The organism is Bacteroides sp. L10-4, from assembly GCF_013373675.1.
In the GTDB taxonomy this organism is placed as follows: domain Bacteria; phylum Bacteroidota; class Bacteroidia; order Bacteroidales; family Bacteroidaceae; genus Bacteroides; species Bacteroides muris.
On the sequence record NZ_JABXJH010000024.1, the window covers coordinates 36538 to 59906 of the forward strand.

Genomic DNA, 23369 nt, shown 5'->3' on the forward strand with positions numbered 1-23369 from the left:
TTGACACGACAAAGCCCGGCTATCCATCGCGGACAGTCGGGCTTTCCCCATTGGTTGTAAATTCAACTCCCAAATGAAAATATATAATAAAGTGGATTAGTGGTCGGACATCGGTGCTTTATCAAGTACTTTCCCATTCTCCGGTGTCGGAGCCGTGAAGGAAACGGTTAAAGCGGTGCTGGAGCACATCGAGAAATGCCGTGCGGCTTTTCTTGCCCCGCGATTTAAGTTCTGTGAATCTCTTGTGGAGATAGTTGGGGTTCACGTTGAGGTTGAAAGCCTTTGCAAGAGCTTTCATTATATCGGTCACTGTGGCATCTGAATTGAGGCATTTGCCAATCTTCAGGGCATAGCACAGTTCCATAAAGTCTGTTTTGTCGGCGTTCCATTCAAGGTTGATGCTGTCGAAACAGTCATCGGTCGGAATCATTGCGATTTCCATTTCCTTGTAATGGTTGAGGGTGTGATGAACGAAATGGAGAGCCTTGTTGATGAAGGCAGCAAGCTCCTGATTCACCTCGTCACGTTGACGGGCTGTCTGCAAATGCTGTATCTCTACCTCGGCATAGAGCAGTGCGGTTATCACATATCCCTTGTGAGTGCTTTTGCTGCACATTTCGCTGACTTGAAGCACAAAATCCTTGTAGGCGATGTGCAGGTTGTCGTTCTTCCCCTCGGTCAGCTTCTGGAAGAACTCGGTTTCGGTAAGTGAAAATAAATCCATTTATCGGCTGTTTCTAATTCGTTTTACATTGTTTTCAAATCACGGATATAGAACCAGCGAATGTTACAATCGGATTACAGCGCAAGGCTAAAAGTGTGTATTCCGCTGAAAATAAAAGATATAATAATGAAGGTGATTCAGCGTGTTGATAAAGGTCATCGGTAATTATTACCGGGCTATCGGTAAAGATTATCAGAATTGAGGCTGTTTTATAGCCAAACAAAAAAGCGTGTCGCACACGCTTTCAGTGTAGGTATCTGGTAGGACCTTTGTTAGAGAACGTGACGACACGCTATGCAAGTGCATAGCATAAGCATCACGCATTTTGCTCTAACAGTTAAAATTTACCAGATTTTTCACTGAACACAATGCGGTGTTATGATATGTAAAAAGTATGTAGGGCTGGCTCTCCAGCCGTATGTTTTGCAGTTTTACACTGCAAAGTTAGTCATTTTTAGCGAGTATGTCAAGGCTGATTTTCACCGTTTCGCTCAATTCTGTACTTATTGCGAAGATTGAAAAGCGTTTTTTCGGTTATGCCTAACAGCTTTGCAGCCTCGCTCCAACTGCCTCCGCGACGATACGCTTCGAGTATTTTCTCACGTTCACGTTGCGGATTGCGCAGGCTTAAATCATCGTCAACCCTCGGCTCCGAGAGATTGAAATTGATGTCAGCCTCGGATATGGTATCGCCTTTGGCATGGAAGGCAGCGAAAAGAACGATGTCTTTCAACTCGCGCACGTTGCCGGGCCACGGGTAGAGTTTCAATGCCTTGATTGCCGATGCGTCGAGGTGCTTTCGTTGTTTGCCTGTCTTGGCGGCATAGCGTTTGAGAAAGAAATCGGCAATTTCTGGAATGTCCTCGGTCGTTTCTTTCAGCGACGGCACAGCGATGTCTGATTGTCGGAGTATGAAGAACAGATTGGGGCGGAATGTCTTTTCCGTTACCATCTTCAACAACTCCGGCTCTGCGGTGCAGATTACACGCACGTCGGGATGTTCAGTTTCGAGGATGTGCAGTAACACCGATTGTTTCTCAAAGGTCAGCAGATGCACATTCTTTATGATGATTGTGCCTCCGGCCGACTTTTGAAAATATCCCTCTATGCGGTTGTAGATTTCACTACGCTCATTTTCCGGATTGTGCCGACCTACGAGAGCTGCGCCTCCGGCATCGACGATAGTTATCGGTTTCTGTTCCCGTGAACTGTTGAGGTAGATTTGGTGTGCCACCTGTTCCTTGCCCGAACCGCACTCTCCGAAGATGATTGCGTTGGCGTTGGTAGCGGCAATAGCCGTTATCTTTTCCTCAATCTTCTGCCATACCTCGCTTTTGCGCGGTAACAGTTGATTGCCCAGTGTCAGCACGACGTGTTCCGGTTTTGCATATTTCTCAACCGTTTCCACAAGTTGCTTGTCAAGCGCAAGCCGCTGAACCACATCGACAGCTCCACCGCCACGCATCACATCAACAGCGTCAGTGTGCAGGTTATCCACTATGGCTATGACAGGGAATTTGTATCCCTCGGTCTTCAGCCAGTTAATAAACTCTTTTGCGGTACCGTCCGACAATCGCATTGACGTGACGATAACCGCGCCGGGAGGCAGCTTTGCCGCCTCAATTTTTCCGGCCTCGATGCAATCCGTAACGACAGGATCATAACCGGCCCGTGTCAACAAGCCTGCCATAATTCTCCCGTCTGATGCGGACGCATCTACAATGAGAATCTTGTTCATTGCTCTGGTTATAAAATATGATGAATACATTGAGTTATTATCGTTAAGAGTAGCCCCCGACATTTTATGCCGAGGGCGGAGTTCACAGTATAACTTGATAATCTACGTTTTGAAAAAACTGTTTGTTTATTATCTTTCTAATGGATTGTAGTATTGAGACCAATCTTCATTGAGACGATGAAAACCTTGTTCACTGTTATCCATAATAAGGATGCGTGCCCCGGTGTTTCGGACGAATGCCCCAGCGTTTTTATACATCTCCTGCTCAAATTTTTTCCAATCTTCTTTCTTCATTTTCTTTCTACTCCAGTCATAGCGAATGATAGGTTGTGGCTTTTGTGTCAAACCTACAGCTTCAAAAATAAAGTTGTTTTCAGAGTCTTCAGCCTTAAGGACTAATCCTTTTACTCCGTTCAGCTTCCACGGTCCATAAGGAACAGGAATGTCATTTGTATAATACACTTTCCAATTTCTTCCTCCATAATTGCATGTTGCGACATGACAATGATAGTCCATGACAGTAGCAATCTCATCTGGTATATACGTCCATTCAGGTGATTCTGAGGATTCACTGTATTCAATGACTTGAGAAGTGTATGGAAGACGATTGGTGACTGTAGTCAGGGCGTCCTTATGATTGAACAGGAGGTCGAACCCAACGTAATTCTCAGGAATAGTAGAGAACTGCATTGTAGATTTAAGTTCTTTTGTGTTTTGTGTATCAAGAGCTCGCAAATCACGGCTAAAGAAAGCATTGTAGTCTTTCCCCATTTGCAAGTCCATGATGTCATCGAAGCTCAAAGAATCGTCTTTCTCTGAATTGCGATACTTGAACTGGTATGAAACGTTAAGATAGCAAGTATCTAATGTCTCATACTTATCAGTATCCTCGTGAGCGAGGGTAAACGTAGGCGTATCCATAGCATACGATACGGTAACCTGTGCTATAGCCGCAGGCCCGGCAAGCATCATTAAGGATGCTAAAAGTGCAATCAAAATTCTCATGGGTGTATATTTATGTTATTCGTATTCTAATGCCTACCATAATAGTGCGTCCTCGCAAATGATACTCGCTTGAGTATCTAATGATTCCATTGTCGTTATACCTTCGAAAAACATTATTGTTTAACAAGTTGCTGCATTGCAGTGACAATATGGTGTTTCCGAGAGTATATTCAATATTGCAATTCAGGAACACATTATTTCGATATGATGTAGAGTAGTTATTATTATAGAACATCACAGATGGCGATACATTCAGTTGCTTAAACGGCGACAGTATAATGGACGTGGCATTGGTAAAGGTATGTTTCGTGCCATCATTAGCTTTGCCATCTGTAAAGCTCTTGGATAGGGTATATTCATTTGAGGTCTCAAAAGACAGCCATTTAGTAAACGCCGCATTATATGAAAGTTTAGCCCGAAGATACTTGCTTTTGCCTTCATGAATTTCATCATTGATATAATATTCACTATTATTCATGCCTATACTAAATGACTCACTTACCTTTGAGTTCCATCGGAAAAAGCCTTTTGAAAATGTTTGATCAAGTTGCCATATCCGGCTATTTGTAGAATATGGCAATCTTATATAATTAATAATATCGTCAGTTATGTCATATCCGGAACTATTGCCATAACGCGATTGAACATACGTTAATGCAAGGCTACCAAATAGCATATCCAACACATTTGTATAGCTCGCATTGAATGCCGTTTTTAGAGTCCGGTTCATTGTCGCTTCAATATGTCCCGGGTTAGAGATGGTTGTGCGATAGTCTATAAATCGTTTTTGAACCATAAGGGATATGGCAGAAGGTAAGGATTCTTCACCTATTGTGGTAAGTGAGAACGAAAGCCGGTCTGATGGTTTATATGTTATGTTCGAATATGGTCTTATCGAGAAGAATGTTTTATTATAATTCCAAGTTTGATTGTCAGACTTATAATACATAAAACCTGCAGGCACATATATAAGCCATTGAAATTTTTGCCCATAATGCCAAAATATTTTTGGCGTAACCCTTGCACCAACCTGCCATGTTTGTTGATCATCAGGCATTGACTGATTGTCAATATCAAGATTGGTATTAGCATGTTGCCAACATGCATCTACTTCTCCATTCAGATTAAACATGAAGTGTGGTATTGAAAGAGCAATCAAGGAGCCACTCCCGTCAATATTAAAGCTACGTTGATCCACCATCTGACAAAAATCATTATTAGGCAGATTCAATAATCCCTTCTTGTCATTATAGGATATATGAAATGAAGCATCTGCAATTCCCCCATTATGTTTCTTATAGTTAAGTTTCAATTCATCATCAATTTTTATTGAGTGAGCTGAAAATTTTTGGAGAATTAAATCATTAATTAGTCCTTCTCCTTTTGGAAAAGACGCATTGGCGGAAAGAGTATTTTTGAGGTATATTTTCTTCCCATTAAGTTTATAAACAGCATGGGTCCCAACAAAATGCTGATGTATATCAGAAGAATTAGATTCCTTGATGATATACCTTGCCACACTGTCAGACAAATACGTTGTTTCATCATTTGAATTACGCTTTTCTTTGTCGAAAAGATAATTTAGATTAAACGTAAATGTTTTATCTTCACTAAGTTTCAGCAACTGGTTCACTGAAAGGCTATGAGAGGTGTTTCTATAAGTGTACTTGTTAGATAAAGATGGAGTTTCAGGATATAATATCCCAGTTCCGTAAGATGATGTGTATGTAGATGGAGCGTTGATTTCAGGTCGTAAATCAACACCGATGTTATTGGTTTTATAAACCGATATATTTTGAGCATTACGCCTGAAGTTCATTAGTGAGGCCGATGCGTCCCAGGATATATTGGGCTGGCTTCCTATAGCACCATCAAAAGTGGACGACCAGATACCCTTTGCGCTCTGCTTTAGGCGTATATTCATTGCTGGTGCGGCTCCGCGCCTTACGCCTTGGAGCATTTTTACATCTTGGTGGTCTTCAAGAATTTGTACAGTCCCAATGTCATGCGCATCTATATTTTTGGTGGCTACTCCATAGTTAGAGCCAAGCATATCTAACCCTTCGATATAGAACTCATTAATCCATTGTCCATTATATATAATTTGTCCGTCCGATTTTACCTCAATACCGGGCATTTTCCGGAGTAAGTCCTCTAATGTCTTATCATTTTTGCTTATATATGAAGATGCAGCATAAGATATTGTATCACCCGATTGTCTTATTTTTTTAGCCGTGACAACAACCTCTTTTAATTCGAGCGTTCTGATTAAAGAGTCAAGCCGCTCGTCATCTTGCTGTGCCGACATTGGCACAGCAAACGAAAGAATAAAAAATACAAGTATGTATAGACGAGCGGACATATTAAGATAGAGTTTTATTGTGCGATGTAGAATGTTACAGGAATTGAAACGGCACTCGCTACGGCTTTCCCATCAACAGTGCCGGAAATCCAAGATTCTTTCAGAGAACTTTGGATAGCTCGGATAGCTTCACTGTCAAGTTCATCAAACCCCGATGATTTTACTACTTTGAAATCAGACATAGAGCCGTCAGTACTTACAGTAAAACCAATACGTGCCACACCACTGGCTCCCTTTTCGAGTAGATCATGCGGATATTTCACCTCCCAAAGAATAGCACTCATCATTGCTTGTTCCCCACCGGGGTATTCAGGCATCGTTTCAGAACCCTCCACAAAAACTAAATTTTGAGTAGGTTCTATTGGGGTCTGGGCAAACGGGATTTTTGGAAATAAGGCAGCCAATAAAATCACAGGAATAAGTACCAGATAACTTAATTTCGATGACTGTTTTCTACGCTTGCCCATCATCGTGATACGAGCATTGAGACTTCCGGAGCTAAATGTATTAGCCAAAAAGAAGTTCTGCTTTTCAATGGCTCTATTAAGCATCAGTAATTCATATTCACACCGGGAATATCCTTCTCTCAGGACGCCTTCATCTGCTTGGTATTCATGTAGTGTGCGTAAGCTGCGGAACATCAACCAAGCTGCGGGATTCCACCACTGTAATACAAGTACAAATTGACCTAATATCAAATCAAAAGTATGACCGTAAAATACATGTTTTGATTCATGTGCAAGGATTGTTTCATTGTATGCGTCTTTCTCATTGACAACAATATATCTCCAACAATTAAATGGAGCAGTCGAGGAGAGTGGACTGATTGCCAAAGTATAGCCGATTCTTTCTTCTTTATTGGCATTTGTGATAATGCGGATTATTTTATACCAACCGATAAGTAGAAAAAATGTAACGACAAGACATCCAGCAGCATAAATCAACCCAATAATACGATTGAATTGAATACCGCTTACTGTTGGGTTATTGGAAGCCTCGATTTTACCCACTTCAACATTTCCCCCAACCAAGGCTATCTCGGAAGGAATAAACGAAATTATGGGCATAAATGGGAGAAGCGCAGCAAGGAGATAAATAGAAAGTAGAGCTGCACGGCTTGTCTTGAAATTAGTATTGCGAGAGAGCGCGAATTGATAACCAGCCCATAATATCATGATAATCAATCCGGCATTCAAAGAATAATTAACTAAATACTGCATCATGATTCATCCTCCTTTCGTTGTCTTTCTATTTCCCCCAAGATTTTTTCCATATCATCAGAGGAAATTTTTTCGTTGCCGATAAGAGTAGAAACAAGGTTTAGGTATGAACCGCCAAAAAAGCGGCTTACCATGCTCTTAAGAGAATTTGCTCGGTATTCTGCAAGGCTCTTTACTGGATAATAGCGATTGCAGTTTCCTATCATCTCATGTGCCAACCATCCTTTAGTTTCCAAGCCCCTCACAAAAGTGGCGATTGTGCTGAAGTTTGGACGGTTTTGCCCATCAGAAGCCATCCTGTCTATTATCTCGCGGATAAATAGTGGATTACCATCATTCCAAAGAATGCTCATGATTTCTTCTTCACGTTCGGAAAGTTTCTTCATAACAATATTAGTTTGGAGTTACGCTGCAAATATACAGCTAATTTTTTAGCTACACAAGTAAAAAATTAAATTATGTGTGAAAAAATTAACTGCAAAACATTGATATAATATCGTAAATAACTAATGTTCAAGCGTATAATATCTATAAATAAAAAATGGCAACCAATGAAATAAAAATCATTCGTTGCCATTTATAATCATAATCCGATTGAACGAGGTGTGATTCTGGTGAAATAATCAATACTCCGATAGGGAGTTGTCGGCTCTGCCACCATTGACTTTTTGTCGTCGGTCGCTTGGCCGGGTGGTTCTACGACTGTTACGGGCTGATGTTGCGGTGTGTCTTGCTCAACATCTTCCGCTTGCTTTGGCTGCTCGTGCTTCGGGGCGAGGTCGGCGGCGATTTTGTGTTCAAGTTCGAGGAGCTGCGCTTTTAGGGCTTTCAACTCATCTTCCTTGCTCCATGTCTTCGCAACAATGGCTTGCAGCGCCGGAACATCTTTCTTCGCCTTCTCGTTGCGCTCTTGGTGTTGCTTGATTATTTCGGGCAGATGTTCGAGGGCTTTTATAAAGTTGGTACAGGCGGCATGGGTGTCGGCCATAGCTATAAAGCCGTTGTTGTACTTATATTTATAATTGCCCTCCACAACAAAACGGTTCTGTACGGATTCCACGCCGTCAACAACCGCCTTTTCCGATGTTATGCAAATCGGAAAGCCGTAGATTTCACCGACACGCACATATTCGCCGTGGGTATTGACGGTTCTTGCAAGGTTTTGGAGATGCTTGCCCATTCCTTCTTCGTCGGCAGCATCGCATTTGTCAAGCGTCAGGGCATTGACCGGATTTCCGTCACTGTCCTTCCTGACAGCAGCCATATACCGCGCGAGGTCTGCCTCCATCTTGCCGATGATGATTTCGGTTTTCTCAATCTCATCGGTGATGGAGCGCAGTTTGAAATTGGTATCGCCTTTGCCTTTGTTGAACGAGCGCCGTTCACTTTCAAGCGCCGCAATCTTCTTTTCAAGTTTGGCTTTTTCAAGAAGATCCGTGTTGCCCGAAAGAATGGCGGAGTATTCGGAATAGCTCATGCCAGTCTTTTCGTCCATCGCACCCTCGTCAATGGTTCGCGCTCCCAACGCTCCCTTTTTTAGCTGGGAAATAAAAGTCTGCTTCCATTGGAGAAGATTGAACTTGTAGGCGTCCAACGTGCGCTCAACAGCGTATATATTGACATCTACACGGTTGGCGTTGTGGAATTTGGCAACGATATTGCCTGTGCGGACTGCGCGGCCCTCGCGCTGGTCGAGGTCAGACGGTCGCCACGGGCAATCAAGATGATGCACTGCAATGGCACGTTTCTGGGCGTTGACACCCGTGCCGAGCATTTCAGTGGAGCCGAACAGCACTCGGATATTACCCTCGCGCATCGCGTCAATCACCGCTTTCTTCGCCTTCTGCGTCTTCGTTTCCTGAATGAAACGTATTTCATGTGCCGGAATACCGTAATCCTCAATCAACTTGCGTTTGATTTCGGCATAGACGTTCCATTGCCCCGGCTGGAATGTACTTAAATCGCTGAACACAAACTGCGTGGCTTGGTATTGCTCAAAGCGGCGATAGTAGTCGGCTATCCATTTTGCACATTCCGACGCCTTGTTGCCGGGGTCGTCGCCATAGGCGGGGTCTATAAGTCGCATATCCATCGCCATTTTGCGGGCATAGTCAGTGGCAATCAGCATCTTCGCCTTTTCCTCCGTTTCCGACAGCGGTTCACGACCGAGTATCGTGGCATCGCCGTCTTTGGCAAACGCCATCAGTTTGGGAATAAAATCCTCCTGATTGGGTGTAGGCGGTATCTTGCGCAGTATCTCCTGTTTTTCCGGGCGGTCAACACCGACATCGGCGGCGGTTCGGTAATCCGTTATCTCATTGTAGAACGCCGCAAGTTCGGGCACCTTGATGAAATAGCGGAAACGCTCCTTCTGAATGATGTTGTTTGTCACGGAAAATTCAAAGTCGGTGGTTTTCTTGGCGAAAATCGCCGCCCATGCGTCGAAACACCTTATATCCTGCATTTCAAGCGCTTTGGGGCGCAGGTATTTGAACAGCAGATACAACTCCGTCAGCGAGTTGGAGATTGTGGTTCCGGAAAGGAATGTGGCGCCGAGGTCTTTGCCTGTACGCTCCTGAATGGTTCGGATTGCGAACAGCAGATTAAGCGCACGGTTGCTGCCCTCGGAGTTGCCCAATCCCGCTACGCGGTTGTGACGGGTATTGAACGTGAGGTTTTTGAAACGGTGGCTTTCATCAACCAGTATATGGTCGATGCCCATGCTTTTGAAATCGACCACATCATCACGCTGCCTTTCAAGACGGTAGCGCACTGTTTCCAGCCTTGATTCAAGATTTTTCTTTCTTGCTTCCAGACCTTTCAGCATACCCACCGATATATCCTTTCCTTGCTGACGCACGACTTCAAGGTTTTCTTCCACGGTGTCAAGTTCCTCCTGCAATATACGCTCCTGCAATTCCTCTGACTGCGGTATTTTGCCAAACTGATCGTGCGACATTATCACGCAGTCATAGTCATTGTTCTGGATACTGCGGAAGAAACGCTGACGGTTCTCCATAGAGAATGACTTTTCATCGGCATAAAGTATGCGGGCATTGGGATAGGCTGCCTGATAAGTCTGGGCAATTTCCGCAACATTGGCTTTCATGCCGATAATCATCGGTTTGTTTGCCATGCCAAGACGTTTCATTTCATGTGCTGTTATACACATAATCAGCGTTTTACCCGTACCCACCTCGTGGTCGCATATCCCTCCGCCGTTCTGTTTCAGCATCCATACACAGTCTTTCTGCGACTGATATATTGAGCTGATACCGAACTGTTCTCCCAACATTTTCATGTTGAGGTCAGGAAACGTCTGATGTGAGCCGTCGTAGTGCGGGCGCACGAAACAGTTGAACTTGCGGTTATACAATGCCACAAGTTTATCCTTGAAATCGTCCGTCTGCTGTTCAAGCCACTCGGTAAAACCGTTGCGTATCTCATCAATCTTGGTATGGGCAAGCTGGATAGCCTCGGCATCGGGCACCTTGATGTCGTTGCCCTTGTCGTCTTTGCCGATTGACTTTGTAATATCCGGCACGGTGTTCTGCAAGGCGTGTTTCAACAGGTGCATACCGTCGTATGTGCGGTATTGGCCCCTTACCTTGAACTCATCGGTAATCTTGGTGGTGTATGACGCATTGGTTACGGAATACTCATCAAGCGACGGTGAGTAGGCTATCTTGATGTCGGTTTCATAAAGATAGCTCATGTACTTTGCATATATACCCGTCGGTATCCAGCGCTCGCCGAAGTTGAAATCAAGCTGCTCAAAGCGTATCGGTTCGGGATATGCCTCCTTGAGTGCGGCAAGAGATTCATTTATGCGGGTGTCGTCGGCCTCATGGTCGGCTATCCACCGCTCGATCTGTTCCGCTTTGGCTATCACGTTTCCGGCTATGAACTTGTCGGAGATTTCATAATTGTTGACAAGCGGATTATAGAATATACGTCCTTTCAGGTTATCAACCAGTTCATCTCCCGTCATATCCACAAGGCGGCTCATGTAGCCGAGGTCAACGGCCCCGAACTTGTTGAGCGATGCAGATAACGCCTCTATGGGGGAATCCACCGAGGTAAGCTCGTCAATAGAGAAAGATACCGGGTGGTCGAAAATATCCGCTTTGACAAACATTCCGTTTTCACCGCGCTCCAATGCGAGTGCGTCACAGCCGTTTGCGTCCATGCGGATAAATTTCACATTCGCCTTCTCATTGAGGTAGCCGTAACGCTTAACATACTCGTCATAATACTGATTGAGGTATTCGCGCAGATGTTCACTCGGCTCATGCGTCTTCGCCTCGTAGTCATATAGCTGCTGGTATGTGTCGGACAGGGTAATGTAGAGCAACGCACGTTTCATCTGTTCCGGTTTTAGCTGGAGCGGCGTGAATGTCGCTCCATTCTTATTGACATCGGAAAGAAAACCTACCTGCCCCTTGTCGCACACCATAGCACCTTCCTTATGGTAGGTCTGCAAGTCCTCGGAGAAGGGGCGCGGCGAAAGATCCGGTTCCGGCTCAATTTCTTCAAGCGGGATAACGGTGGTTTTCCGCACACCGGTATGCACACCCGGAATGAAATCGCCTTCGGTCATTTCGATATAGGGAGCATCGGAATTTGCCTGCTGCGCGGCTTTATCCGCTTCTTCCTGCAACCTCTTTTCTTCAAGCTGTCGCTGGGCGATAGACATCATGGTTTCATAAAAACCGTTGATGGGCTGGTTATCCTCCCAATTCAACGAGCCGTAGAATTTCAGTTCCTCGTCGGTGAGTTTACGGTTGCTGCTGCCGGAAACAGTTGTTTCCAACATCGTTCCCTTTTTGGCCGGAGATTGGGGCTGATTTGGATGTGACGCCGCTTTTGGCTTCTGCCCTTGTGCTTTTTGCCGTTGATTGTGGCGTTTCTTCGCACCGGGTATCTCCACCAATTCACCGAAAAGATTATACATCATCACTTTCGGGTTGGGATTATGTGTATAATCCGGCGTCGGGGCTTGGTAGGTTTCTATTTCGGCGGGGTCACTTATGGACGAGGGCTGCGGTGTGTCGGACCGGATTTCCTCCGCCTCCACATCTTCAATCTGCGGCTGTTCAGGCGGCAATGGCTCCTGTTCCGGTTTCTTTTCAACCGTCACATCATTTATAATATGTATGGTCTGCTGTTTGCCCTGATACAACTCTATGTTCAGGTTGAGCGAAAACGCCATTTCCAATGCACTGCGCATATCGTCACCTATGCCATCTACGCCACCGCCATGTTTATAGACATAAGCCGGCTTTCCGTAAGGGTCGGTGTCGAGCTTGGAATCAGTGCAGATGATATGCTGGGGATTGTCGATGAAATAGCGGTTGGTGCTGACACCCGTACTCGCATCTTTTTCAGCGACAACAAAGGCTTCTTCCAACTTGCTCAATCCTTTCTTTCCGGTATTTTTCTGCAACACAATGACATCGCTGCCCACCTCGGTATTGGCAGAATCGGTGAATGTGTTGTTGGGCAGACGCAGTGCGCAGAGTAAATCGGCTTGGTTAACAAGTGCGCCACGGAGCAATGCGTTGTTGCCGTTCATAAGCCCCTGCGAGGTTATGAACGCCACAATGCCGCCGTCACGGGCCGCTTCCAGCCCTTTCAGGAAGAAATAATTGTGTATCATTTTCACCGACTGACGGTAAACGCCTATTCTGCTTGTCGCATATACCGGATCTGATACCGCAAAATCTCCAAACGGGATGTTTGACGAAACGACATCGAAATACCCGTTCTGTGATTTGTCGAGTTTTTCAAATCCCTCTATGTTCACATGGCAGTCCGGATAGAGTTTCGACAATATTTTGCCTGTCAGCAGGTCTTTCTCAAACGCTGTTATCTCCGCGTGCGGGTCAACCCATGTGAAGGCATCGACAAACGCTCCCGACCCTGCACTGGGGTCAAGAAATCGCTTGGGCGACACTCCGGCAAACTGGAGGCTCTGCGATATGGCTTCAACCACAGGCTTCGGCGTGTAGAACGCCGACAGCACCGACGATTTCAAGGAATCCATATAGCGGGCAAACTCCCTGTCGTCCTTTGAAAAATCGTGGATAAGCTGCCGCAACTCCACGGTGGGAGCGAACAGTTCAAGGTCGCTCTTATTCCATTTTGCGGCGTCGGAAATTTCGTTGGCGTCCTGCAATATACATTTCAAGCCACCGAATCCGGCATATTTTGACAGCCGTTCCCACTCGGCGTCGGTAGGCGGCCTACGCTCAACATCAAGCTGAAACGCCGTGCGTATCGCCTCGATGTTGCCGCGCAGTTTCTCCTTGCGGTTATAACTCATCGCCGTCCAGTATTTCGTTTATGGCGGCAAGCAGTTCATAGCGCAATGGCGGGTAATCCTCTCTTGTGAGAAAATCCCCGTTCACCTCGTGGCGGTCGAGAATGGAATGGATTACCGGCTTGGTAAGCATATACAACGCCTTTACCTCCATTTCATCGGACGGGATACGGAGCCAACAGTCTTCCTCGATGATTGTATGCACCACGTCGTAGCGCGATACATACAAACCTTTAAGCAGTTCGCGCATGGCAAGCTCATGGGCTATATGCTGTGGCTTGCCCTGAAGGAACAGTGTAACATAAGTGTCGAGTGCGTTGTCGGCCCGTTCTGCGATAAACCTGCGGTCAACGCTCTGCGGGAAATAATGGGCGGAAAGATGTGCTTGGAGATAGACTATATAATAGTTCAACTCCGAATATTCATCGTTGGGTTTCATAATATGTATGGATTTAGTGGGTCTGTAATGGTGTTTTTCGGAATAGGCAAGAAAAAGGACACCGGGATCCCTCCCGATGTCCAACCACTAAATCCATGTCAAAAATGATTTGAAAACAATTTATGACGATGAATCAGTGGCGAAGTTACGAATTTTTTCGCAAACGGGAGGTATCGGTATCCGGCTTTTTCCTGTCATTCACCCTCAAATGGGGTAAAGGCGTCGATGACCTGTTTCACAATATGGTCGTAGATTATGCGCTCTTTTCCTGTGAGGTCAGTGGGGTGCAGCCCGGTGGTAACTATGCCGTATGTTTCATACGCACCCTCGGGCACACCTTTGATTACGCAGTGTCGGCTGAGCTTTTTGAGGGCTTTCGCCTGTTCGCCCCAGCGTGAGTTGTAACGTAGCATACGCATATTGCGTTTCATGTTGCGCCATACGCTGTAAGGTACGCCGCTCTGAATATCGGACGGGAACGAAATCAGTTTCTTCAGGTAGAGGCGCAGCACGGCATCGGCTGTTTCGTCGTGGTTATAACCGAACTCGGCGGATGCGGTGACGAGCAGCGAGAGAAAACTGGGTAACACAGGGTAATCGACCAACTTGACCTCCTGACCGTTATAGATTACCGGCTTTTCTTCGTCGTCCTCTTTGCCTTCGGTCGCTTTTAGAGCCTGTTGTGCCTGCTCCTCGGCCTCGGCTTCACGCCAGATCTCATCTTCTTCAAGGAATTTGTCGTAGATGACTTTGCTGATGTATTGCTTGTAGCGTTCATCGTCGATGCGGGGATTGTAGATTGCCCCGCGGATGGCGCGGTTAGTCAGCACTGGGAGCCACGCACGGCAGGTCTTGACCGGCACGGCGAGATACCAGTAGAGGTTCCAGAAAACGAGGTCGCAGTAAGGCGTCGGCATAGTGGCGTTGATTACAAGGCTGCTGTTTTTGAACAGCGCCTTTATAGCGTCGAGCCGGGCGAGGTCTTCCGCTTTCTTGTCGTAACCCACAACCTTGTCGTAGTCGCGCACGGCGAAATCGAAATTGTGGGCGTACACCTGCTGGGGTGTCATGGTGTCGGAGAGAATGAAGGGCTGCTTGGGGTTGTAGCTTGCCTCGACGATGCTGCCGTTCGTCCATGTGACGGCATAGCCTTCCTTTGCATAGTGGTATTCTCCTGCGGGTGTTGCGCCGATTGCTCTTGCGATGTTGTCTGCCATAAGATGGCTGTCGGCGACTATGGTGATTATCTTTTCAGTTTTCATATTTGACATGAATTTGGTGGTTTGTAATTCTTGGATGGATTCAGTGGTGAGGTAAGGCGCAGGGAGTTCCGGACCTCCTTGCGTCTTTACCGGGAGGGATACGGTTCAGAAAACCGCAGTCTGTTTCAACGTGGATTCAGTGGTGTGGGGCGGAATTACAGCTTCGGGCCTTTAGGCTTACGCTGCTGTTTCTGTTGCTCATCGTTCTTGGGTTCCGTCTGACCCTTGTCGAGCGGTTCTTTCACGCATTTTGTCGCTTCCTGCGTCTTACCGTCATTATTGACAGCAAGCTGTGTCTTGCTTTCGTTTGACGGTGTGATTTTGGTTGCGAGGCGGGGATCGTCAAACGATGTTTCGGGTCGCTGCTTCTCTTTGTTGAAATAGAGATACACGGTGCAGGGCTTTCCCTTGTCGTCAACCATCTGGTCGAGCTTGGCGACATTGCCTGAAACGTAGTCATTCTGCTGCTGTTCGGTAAGCGGAATCTTGTTCCACTGTTTCAGCCGCTTTATGCCGCCGTCTTTGGTAATCCATGTGGAGCGTTTTTCGGTTTTTTCGCCATCACCGGCCTTCTGCTCCTGCTTGTTCTCATTTTTCTGCGTGGTCTTCTGTGTGCGCTGCTTGGGCACAAACTCCACGCCGCGGCGTTCTGCGCTCACTTGGAGAGTGGCATGGTAGGTCTTGCCGTTCTTGCCGATAATCTCCTTGTTGGGGATAGCCATTCCGGTTTTCAGAAATTCTATCTCCTGATTGGAGAGTTTCGTTTTTCCGATGGTATCATTGATTTCAAGCGTCGAGGCAGGAAAATGATACATTTCATGGGTGTAGCGGTCGATGCTGACATATGACGGGATAACCTCTCCGGTGGATTTGTCCACAAGGTCAACGACTTTTCCGAGGTTGCCTGTCGTGCGCAGGTTCTCCTTATCCTCGTCGGTGAACTTGTATCCGTTGTATTCCTCGTTGAGATTGGGATACTTACGGATAAGGTGGGGCACGAGGTTGACTTTGCCCTGCTCATCGGTCTGGAATGACAGGCGGGCGTCCACCTGCTGAACCTTGCCGCCAACATCGGTGGTGATGGTGACAAGCGCTGATTTGCGGTTGAACAGCATTTCGCGCAGGTCGCCCGACTTTTCAAGCTGTTCTTTGTCAACGCCCCAGCGTTCTTTCAGCTCCGCCCAGTCAATCTTGCTTTCGTCAACGGGCTTGTTCTTCTGTGTTTCGCTGATTTCATCGGACGGCTTTACCTCGCGGTCTTCAAGCATCGACTTGTGCGTTTCGGGGTCTTTGAGCATTTCGCCCATTACTGGCGCCTCTTTTTCGTAGTTGTCGGCGGCAACCTTGAAAAAGCTGAACATCGAGGGATTCTTGCACTGACGCAGGAAATTCGACATAAAGGCTTCCAGCGGATTCTGCCGGATGTTGAATTTCACAAGGTCGGAGAGCTTGGCCGATTTTACATCGGACATCTTGGGTGTGCCGTCATCGTTCATGCCGGTCACTGCGCCGATTTTCCCGCTTTCGTTGTCACGGGCAATCAGCACCTGATCTTTTTCTTGGGTCTGGTCTTGTTCCATAGAAATAAAAATTTTGTTGTTTGACTTTGCACCGACAAGCGGTGCGGTTATTTTGGTGTATGTGTGTTGTGCGTATTTTATGCGGGTTACAGGTCAGCAAAGAAAGCCCTTACATCTGCGGGCAGATAATAGATTTTGCCGCGCTCTCCCTTACGGGTGAATGGAATCAGTTCCATTTTGCGGTAATTATACATAGTCTTGCGGTCGATGCCGTACTTTTCGCAAACCTGCTTTTCAGTCCACATCTTCTCATCGTCAATGATTCCGAAGCCTTTCAGAGCATCAAGATATGACCGCTCCATTTGGCGAAGACGCTCCATAAAGGTGTTTTCAAGGCTCTTTATCATCGCCGACACCTGTTTCAGTTCGTAGGCATTCATAAGCGCGGACGGTTTTTGTAGTTTGTTCGGATTTTATCAAACACGTCAGGATCCCACGGAAGATGATACACGTTGATGGCTTCGATAAGTGGGCCAAGAAAGTATAGCACCTCGCGTCCGCGTTTGAGCCATTTAAGATTGTACTGCTTTCTTATGCGCTGTAATTGGCGCGTTGAAATCCGGAGCAATGCTGCCGCTACCGAATTGGGGATTGGTGGCATGGTCGGCTGATTGTCCTTTTCTTCTTTCTGCCGACCTGTTTTCCCTTTCTCTTTATTAAGAAGGGTGAGAACCGAAGAAACAAGTTCCCGGAGAGCTTCTTGATTATCGTGAAGCGTTTCAAGAGTTATTTCCATAATCATTTTTGGATTTAGTGTTACGCTTGCAAAGTTCGGCAATCGTGCAAAGGCTCATTCGGGACGTTCCATGGAACATTCCACGACTTTAACCTGCGTTAACATTTTCAAAAAGACACAAAGTGCCGGCCATTGATATATAGCCAGCACTTTGTCAGATAGTTAGCCTGTATATCAATTAAAATCTAAAACTCCGAGATTGTGAGATAAAATCTCCATATCCTTACTGATTTTGTCGTTTGTGATTCTGGCGTAGATTTGTGTCGTCTGAATGTTGGTATGGCCCAGCATCTTCGACACAGATTCGATTGGCACACCCTTACCGAGTGTCATGGTCGTTGCGAATGTGTGCCTTGCCAGATGGAAAGTTATGTTCTTGTTGATGCCGCATATATCGGCAATCTCCTTCAGATAGCAGTTGAGCTTCTGGTTAGTGATGATAGGTAGCAGTTTCCCATCGGTAAACTCTCCCTCATACTTTTTGAGTATCTTCATCGCAGGCGGCAGCAGTGGCACCATCACCTTTGTATTGGTCTTTTGTCGGTGGGTCACTATCCACCAGCGACCGTCAAACATCTTTTGAATGTTGTCAACACGAAGGTGGGCGAGGTCGATATATGCCAATCCGGTGAAGCAGGCGAAGATGAAGATGTCGCGTACCTGATTGAGCCGTGCGGACGCGAAATTCTTTGACATCATTTTCTCAAGTTCGTCTTCGGTGAGAAAACCTCGGTCAACACGCTCTGTTGAGATTTTGTAGCCGTTGAAGGGATCTACAAAAATCAGTCCTGCCCGGATAGCCTTGTTGATTACCTGCTTAAAGAATTTCATACACTTGTAGGTGGTGTTTTGGCTGTACTTGTATTCCGTGCGCAGGAAAAATTCCAGATCGGTGATGAAGGAGAGCTTAATCTCGCGGAGCGGAATATCCGTGATGTTGTATTTCATCTTCATGAACTCCACCACACGGCGGTACATACGCTCGTATTTCTGATAGGTGGGATCCGCCTTGCTTAATCCCACAAGTTTTTTGGTGTCTTCAAGATGCTGTTCGTAAAGTTTCAGCAATGATTCTTCGCGGGCTGTAATACCCATATAGGCGTTTTTCACCATCTCTGCGGTAACATAGCCATGACGACGCTGAATATCATAGTAGTGATCTTTCATTATCACTTGAATGTCATTCAGGCGACTGTTAAGTTCAAGTATTTTGGCTGACCGACCCTTTGCTTTGGATGCTGCGACATCCCATAGCTGAGGCTCGATGGTGAGCTTCGAGTTGAGCTGTTCTACCTCTCCGTCAATGGTAATTCGTATCATGATGGGAGCCTTGCCCTCCTTGTTGATTTGATTACCACGGATGTAGAACAAGACTTTGAATGTGTTCTTTTTCATCCTTTCTAAGAGTTGTGTTATCAATCTTTGCCGTTGACCGGCTTCGATATGAAAACGAGTTAAACAATTAGTGGGATTGGTCGCTTTTCAGAAACAAAAAGACGTATATCGGACAAGATAATTCGTTGATTCACAACGATATTTATTGGTGCAAGCCAATCTTGTCTGATAGGTGGCAGCAATACTCGATTGAAATAGTAGCAGTTATAGTCGGATTTAGTGTTGGATTAGACCTGTTTGATGTCCGATATTTTCCGACTTACGACTAAGTTGCGTCTTTGTAACTATGTGTATATTAAAATCTTATCGTGGTAATCGTTACTAAATCGTTACTATTTCATTTTCCAAAATTTTAGTAACGAGTTAGTAACGAAACTATGTCTGTAACGGTCTTTTCTTGGTCTGATTTCGGTCCTGAATCGAAAGGATTAGACACGAAAAAACCGCAGAACTAATTGATAGTCTGCGGTTTGTCTGATTTAGTCTACAGAGTGTCCGTAGTAGCAAGTGGAGCTGGAGGGAATCGAACCCTCGTCCAAACGAGGAAATCATAAGCTTTCTACATGCTTATCTTTGCCTAAATTTTCGTGCAGCGGCAGAACCAAAGCCATCAACCGTTGCCTTATCCTCTAAAGTTTCATCCGCGCCACGAGGCTGGCACGAACTATCCCCGATTTGACTGCACCACTTTATCGGAATGCTTCGGAGCAACAGCTTCCGAGTGATGTCACGTCCCAGCACCTGGTGCCGAGATTAAGCTTCAATCTACTATACTTCGATTAAGCAGCGAGAGCGTAACGAGTTTCGCCAGATAAAATTTTGAGGACTGAGATTAAAGTGCAAATCAACGACGCACTGCATGCTTACCTACCATTTCTGCCCGCTGTCAAATCCAGTCAACCCCATGACTTTATAACGGTCTGAAATTTAAAAGATTACAGCATTGTTAGAAGTCTTTGGTAACAAACCAGTAACAAAAGGTACATTAATAAACACCTTATCGCTGCTTTCTTTGATGCAAAGATACATATTCTTTTGTTACCAACAATAATATATTTGCAAATATTAGCTGATACAGTTTACCTGAGATATGAATATATATCATACCCTCAGATATACCACATCCGGCAACAGCACAGATTTGCATATTATTAATAAAGCATACCCAATCACCAAGCTATATTTCTTTGCCCTTGTAGCAAAAAAACAGCAGCCTTGAGAAAGTTTCATCGCCCCAATAAACAGCTCGGAAATCGCCTCTAATTGCCTCTATGGATTTCGTAACATCCTCACTCCAAATCAGCCATAAGAAACCTCTCCCACCCCTTGACTCTCGCCCGATTTAGGCAGTTCTGTTTCTCTGTAACCATTTATAGTCAATGCTGAAAACTGTTCGGAAATCGCCCCTATTCGGCTTCTGTAGGCTCGCTACTCGTACAGATACCAAGAGATTGCTTTGGGGATTCATATATTCCCTAAAATATGCTCTACAACCTACTCTCGTAAAATTCAAGGTATTTTCTTTTGAGTTCCAACACCTTTTCTATACCTTTGCGGTGCTTTCTGAGTTCGGGAAGCAGACATATTTATAGTAAAAGAGCGTTTAAGATATTATCTCTTATTTGAAATCTCGACAGTTTCATTGATTGAAGATAATAGACAGAGACGCTCACGCTGATGTTATATACCTACCTCTTATCAGAGGCAGTCTATATATCGTTTGGCGTGGGCATTGTTTATTACTCAATCAAGGGCAGTCGAGAGCCTCAAATAAGGTAGTATTCAATGTTCCCACGCCTCTTTTTATATGTTCTTTATTCAGCCCATGCTTCCTCAGGGAACGGTTAGCACATACTTTATTGCAGAAAAGGTGCAAACCATCTTGGTACTGCTCTTGCGCCTGATTATAAACAGCTAATGACCTTGTGGGCAGTCAGGGTACTTTGATTAAATATGAGACAAAAATTGCTCTTTAGTTTGTTCTCCTTACTGCTTCTCTCTATTGGAGTGACGGAGGCTAAGGATGTGAAAATCACCGTCACACCTTCTACAGCTAAAATTTACATTGACGGGAACTATGTGGGTGACGGAGTAACGACTGCTAATGTAAAGAAAAAAGATGGATTTATAGTTGTGAAATGCGAGCAGGAAGGCTACGTTACATTAGAAACCAAAATTTATGCAACAGATAAACGAAAGGCTATTTCATATACATTGCGTAGGGATGCCTTCTATGACGTGACTGTTTCCAGTGGATTAGTCAATAAATATTTTGCAGTACAAGTTAATAAAGATTTGTACAGTACAGATGAAAACGGAAAACGAAACTCTGAATTAGCCTGGAAAATGATTCATCAAGTCATTCTTAACTACTTTGATGAAATCCAAACAACAGATATGGCTTCAGGTTTCATACAGACTCCTTGGCAATATAAAAGTTTTCCAGAAATAGAAAAGATAGTCCGTACGCGAGTTTCAGTTAAAGAAAGCAATTTAGGTGGTGATTTAACTTTTCAAATAAAAGTCTCATCAGAAGCTGCTCCTATGATTGGAGCCAATCAAGAAGAATCTTATCGTGAAATAAACAGAGTGATTAAAGAGTTTGAACCGATGATAAGCGAATTTCAAGCTCGGTTAGGTAAATTGTAACATCTAAAATTTTAAAATTATGAGAAAATTATTGTTAGCAGTAGTGGTATTAATGCTACCTTTTGTCGCAAATGCACAGTTTAAAGACACTTTCGATTCTAACAAATTAGGTTGGACGGAAATCTCAGGTAAAGATGGAGATGCTGTAATTGTTGATGGAAAAATGCATATTGAGGGTAAAAAAAGTGGCAATTCTTTATTTGGAGCATTAACGGGCACTCAGGGTGAGCCTTCTTACATAGAAACCCACTGCTATGCTCCATTAGATTTTAAGAAAGATTTTGAAATCAAATGCGATGCCCATGTAAAGAAAATAAATGATAATAATACCTTCGGCATGATTCTAAACTATATTGATGAAGGGAACTTTATGGCATTCATGATAACAGAAGGACAAGCTACTTTAGCACGTTACAATGATTATAAACTGATTGGTCGAATAAGAGCTAATATTAAGTTGAAATCACAAAAGAAAGCAGAATTAAATCTCAAAATCAAAAGTACTTTCCAGAAATTAGAGTTCTTCATAAATGATATGAAAGCTCTTGAAGCAAGATACTTACCATTAGAGTCAACGGGAATAGGCTTCTATGTCTTAGGACAACAGACTATTGATTTTGATAATTTAGAAATAATACAGTAATAGTAATTTAGCAGAAAATGAAAACATTAAGACTTATCGGAATGGCTTTGATAGCCGTAATTATGTGTGTGAACTTCGTAGCTTGTAGTGATGATGATGATGAAGAAACAAACGCTACAATTGAGGGTACTTGGAAATATACTTCAAGCTTTGATGAAGATATGCGTTCAGGCTCTTTCACTTTCAAAAGTAATGGCGGCTTAATTTGGTATCACGGAGAAGAATCTTCATCTAATTGTTCTTATACTCTGAACGGTAGCAACCTAAAAATCATACTGAATCAGGATGATTATATTGAAGGTACAATAGTTATTTCTAAAAATCAAGCTACTTATAAATATACTTGGCATGATTATGATGGGAAATGGGATGATGATTATGAATTTACTATGACTTTAGTAAAACAGTAGAATAGAAGAAATCGTGAAAAGTCGTAATGGAGTGATACTCTGTTACGACTTTATTTTAGCCGTACAATAAAAACGATAAACAATTATACAATCACACCCTTTGATAACAGAATTATTGCTAATTTTACGGCAGATAACAATCATATTTCAATCCAAGCATGATGAAATTCTTCCAAAGAAAAGCCCCGACAACGGCACTCACTCCCGCTGTGGAACTGCCCGACTTGAATATAAATATTGTAAAACGGTTTGCTTCATCAGACTGGAAACTCGGAGAGATTCATGGGCTGTCGCATTGGCAAAGGGTAGAGCGTAACGGAATCATATTGAGTTTGGAAAAACTAAATGGAACGTTCTGTATCCGTAAAGATATTAATATAACAGTCGTTCGCCTATTCGCCTATCTGCACGACAAATGCCGATTGGATGACGGATGGGATTTTGAACATGGAATCAGGGCTGCAAAGATGCTTCACTCCATTAGAAGGACGTTACTGAAAGAATTATCCGACAATGAATTCTCATTATTAGAAAAAGCATGTGAACTGCATACAACCGAACACAAGACGGGAGAGCCGACCATCGATACCTGTTTTGATGCGGACAGGCTGGACTTGAACCGTGTAGGGATAGAACCAAGTCCCAATAAGATGGCAACCGAGCAAGGAGCCTATTATGCCGAATATCCCCACAAATTAGAACAGATAAAGTCTTTACTGTTCTAAAGATATAAATCCTGAATAATGAAAGATATATTATTTAAGTTTCGCAAGTCAGCATGAAAGTTTATAAGAGGGTATAAAAGAAGGCATAGAGTTTTCTGTATATCGCAGAAAATGAGTATCTTTAAAGTGGTCAAACAAAATAATACTCAACTCTATGCC

17 protein-coding genes and 1 other RNA gene are annotated in these 23369 nt (G+C 44.4%); 4 read left to right on the forward strand and 14 right to left on the reverse strand.

Annotated elements, in window-relative coordinates:
* Window positions 1-121 precede the first annotated feature (121 nt).
* The 14 genes from HU824_RS09550 to ssrA all read right to left on the reverse strand — a co-directional run bounded on the left by HU824_RS09550 (window position 122) and on the right by ssrA (window position 19687).
* Window positions 122-724, reverse strand: a complete 603-nt coding sequence (locus HU824_RS09550; RefSeq protein WP_148464499.1) for an RteC domain-containing protein — start codon at window positions 722-724, stop codon at window positions 122-124.
* Window positions 725-1190: 466 nt separating this feature from the next.
* Window positions 1191-2462, reverse strand: a complete 1272-nt coding sequence (locus HU824_RS09555; protein WP_176468719.1) for a sigma-54 dependent transcriptional regulator — start codon at window positions 2460-2462, stop codon at window positions 1191-1193.
* A gap of 129 nt (window positions 2463-2591) precedes the next feature.
* Complete coding sequence (locus HU824_RS09560; protein ID WP_121697898.1) at window positions 2592-3467, reverse strand: GLPGLI family protein; 876 nt, start codon at window positions 3465-3467, stop codon at window positions 2592-2594.
* Between the two features lie 10 nt (window positions 3468-3477).
* The gene (locus HU824_RS09565) at window positions 3478-5829 is read right to left on the reverse strand and encodes a Plug domain-containing protein (protein WP_160247676.1); all 2352 of its coding nucleotides are present in this window, start codon (window positions 5827-5829) and stop codon (window positions 3478-3480) included.
* A gap of 14 nt (window positions 5830-5843) precedes the next feature.
* Window positions 5844-7052: a M56 family metallopeptidase gene (locus HU824_RS09570; RefSeq protein WP_160247677.1), complete on the reverse strand. Its 1209-nt coding sequence runs from the start codon at window positions 7050-7052 to the stop codon at window positions 5844-5846.
* The gene (locus HU824_RS09575) at window positions 7049-7435 is read right to left on the reverse strand and encodes a BlaI/MecI/CopY family transcriptional regulator (RefSeq protein ID WP_148463875.1); all 387 of its coding nucleotides are present in this window, start codon (window positions 7433-7435) and stop codon (window positions 7049-7051) included. Before HU824_RS09575 ends, HU824_RS09570 begins: the two co-directional genes overlap by 4 nt.
* A gap of 197 nt (window positions 7436-7632) precedes the next feature.
* The gene (locus HU824_RS09580) at window positions 7633-13374 is read right to left on the reverse strand and encodes a helicase-related protein (protein WP_176468720.1); all 5742 of its coding nucleotides are present in this window, start codon (window positions 13372-13374) and stop codon (window positions 7633-7635) included.
* Window positions 13364-13810: a DUF1896 family protein gene (locus HU824_RS09585; protein WP_160247929.1), complete on the reverse strand. Its 447-nt coding sequence runs from the start codon at window positions 13808-13810 to the stop codon at window positions 13364-13366. Before HU824_RS09585 ends, HU824_RS09580 begins: the two co-directional genes overlap by 11 nt.
* A gap of 194 nt (window positions 13811-14004) precedes the next feature.
* A complete protein-coding gene (locus tag HU824_RS09590) occupies window positions 14005-15072 on the reverse strand; it encodes a hypothetical protein (RefSeq protein WP_176468721.1) in 1068 nt (355 codons plus the stop codon).
* A gap of 155 nt (window positions 15073-15227) precedes the next feature.
* On the reverse strand, window positions 15228-16652 hold the full coding sequence (locus tag HU824_RS09595) for a DUF4099 domain-containing protein (RefSeq protein ID WP_176468722.1): 1425 nt from the start codon (window positions 16650-16652) through the stop codon (window positions 15228-15230).
* A gap of 86 nt (window positions 16653-16738) precedes the next feature.
* Window positions 16739-17032, reverse strand: a complete 294-nt coding sequence (locus HU824_RS09600; protein WP_121697890.1) for a helix-turn-helix domain-containing protein — start codon at window positions 17030-17032, stop codon at window positions 16739-16741.
* Window positions 17029-17388 carry a hypothetical protein gene (locus HU824_RS09605; protein ID WP_148463865.1) on the reverse strand — a complete coding sequence of 120 codons (360 nt, stop codon included), beginning with the start codon at window positions 17386-17388 and terminating at the stop codon, window positions 17029-17031. The genes HU824_RS09600 and HU824_RS09605 overlap by 4 nt, the downstream gene beginning before the upstream one ends.
* 174 nt (window positions 17389-17562) lie before the next feature.
* Window positions 17563-18783: a site-specific integrase gene (locus HU824_RS09610; protein WP_123612530.1), complete on the reverse strand. Its 1221-nt coding sequence runs from the start codon at window positions 18781-18783 to the stop codon at window positions 17563-17565.
* A gap of 505 nt (window positions 18784-19288) precedes the next feature.
* Window positions 19289-19687, reverse strand: a transfer-messenger RNA (tmRNA) gene (gene ssrA, locus HU824_RS09615).
* 1049 nt (window positions 19688-20736) lie between these two features.
* Here ssrA and HU824_RS09620 point away from each other — a divergent pair.
* The 4 genes from HU824_RS09620 (at window position 20737) to HU824_RS09635 (ending at window position 23210) form a co-directional block, all read left to right on the forward strand.
* A complete protein-coding gene (locus tag HU824_RS09620; protein WP_176468723.1) occupies window positions 20737-21432 on the forward strand; it encodes a PEGA domain-containing protein in 696 nt (231 codons plus the stop codon).
* A gap of 19 nt (window positions 21433-21451) precedes the next feature.
* Window positions 21452-22075, forward strand: coding sequence for a hypothetical protein (locus HU824_RS09625; protein WP_176468724.1), 624 nt, complete (start codon window positions 21452-21454; stop codon window positions 22073-22075).
* Window positions 22076-22092: 17 nt separating this feature from the next.
* Window positions 22093-22485, forward strand: coding sequence for a hypothetical protein (locus tag HU824_RS09630; RefSeq protein WP_176468725.1), 393 nt, complete (start codon window positions 22093-22095; stop codon window positions 22483-22485).
* A gap of 158 nt (window positions 22486-22643) precedes the next feature.
* Window positions 22644-23210 carry a hypothetical protein gene (locus HU824_RS09635; RefSeq protein WP_246866998.1) on the forward strand — a complete coding sequence of 189 codons (567 nt, stop codon included), beginning with the start codon at window positions 22644-22646 and terminating at the stop codon, window positions 23208-23210.
* The last annotated feature ends 159 nt before the right edge of the window (window positions 23211-23369 follow it).

Excerpts from the sequence above, each read along its gene's own strand:
- HU824_RS09550 (WP_148464499.1), bottom strand. The coding sequence starts at position 724 with ATGGATTTATTTTCACTTACCGAAACCGAGTTCTTCCAGAAGCTGACC.
- HU824_RS09555 (WP_176468719.1), bottom strand. The coding sequence starts at position 2,462 with ATGAACAAGATTCTCATTGTAGATGCGTCCGCATCAGACGGGAGAATT.
- HU824_RS09560 (WP_121697898.1), bottom strand. The coding sequence starts at position 3,467 with ATGAGAATTTTGATTGCACTTTTAGCATCCTTAATGATGCTTGCCGGG.
- HU824_RS09565 (WP_160247676.1), bottom strand. The coding sequence starts at position 5,829 with ATGTCCGCTCGTCTATACATACTTGTATTTTTTATTCTTTCGTTTGCT.
- HU824_RS09570 (WP_160247677.1), bottom strand. The coding sequence starts at position 7,052 with ATGATGCAGTATTTAGTTAATTATTCTTTGAATGCCGGATTGATTATC.
- HU824_RS09575 (WP_148463875.1), bottom strand. The coding sequence starts at position 7,435 with ATGAAGAAACTTTCCGAACGTGAAGAAGAAATCATGAGCATTCTTTGG.
- HU824_RS09580 (WP_176468720.1), bottom strand. The coding sequence starts at position 13,374 with ATGAGTTATAACCGCAAGGAGAAACTGCGCGGCAACATCGAGGCGATA.
- HU824_RS09585 (WP_160247929.1), bottom strand. The coding sequence starts at position 13,810 with ATGAAACCCAACGATGAATATTCGGAGTTGAACTATTATATAGTCTAT.
- HU824_RS09590 (WP_176468721.1), bottom strand. The coding sequence starts at position 15,072 with ATGAAAACTGAAAAGATAATCACCATAGTCGCCGACAGCCATCTTATG.
- HU824_RS09595 (WP_176468722.1), bottom strand. The coding sequence starts at position 16,652 with ATGGAACAAGACCAGACCCAAGAAAAAGATCAGGTGCTGATTGCCCGT.
- HU824_RS09600 (WP_121697890.1), bottom strand. The coding sequence starts at position 17,032 with ATGAATGCCTACGAACTGAAACAGGTGTCGGCGATGATAAAGAGCCTT.
- HU824_RS09605 (WP_148463865.1), bottom strand. The coding sequence starts at position 17,388 with ATGGAAATAACTCTTGAAACGCTTCACGATAATCAAGAAGCTCTCCGG.
- HU824_RS09610 (WP_123612530.1), bottom strand. The coding sequence starts at position 18,783 with ATGAAAAAGAACACATTCAAAGTCTTGTTCTACATCCGTGGTAATCAA.
- HU824_RS09620 (WP_176468723.1), top strand. The coding sequence starts at position 20,737 with ATGAGACAAAAATTGCTCTTTAGTTTGTTCTCCTTACTGCTTCTCTCT.
- HU824_RS09625 (WP_176468724.1), top strand. The coding sequence starts at position 21,452 with ATGAGAAAATTATTGTTAGCAGTAGTGGTATTAATGCTACCTTTTGTC.
- HU824_RS09630 (WP_176468725.1), top strand. The coding sequence starts at position 22,093 with ATGAAAACATTAAGACTTATCGGAATGGCTTTGATAGCCGTAATTATG.
- HU824_RS09635 (WP_246866998.1), top strand. The coding sequence starts at position 22,644 with ATGATGAAATTCTTCCAAAGAAAAGCCCCGACAACGGCACTCACTCCC.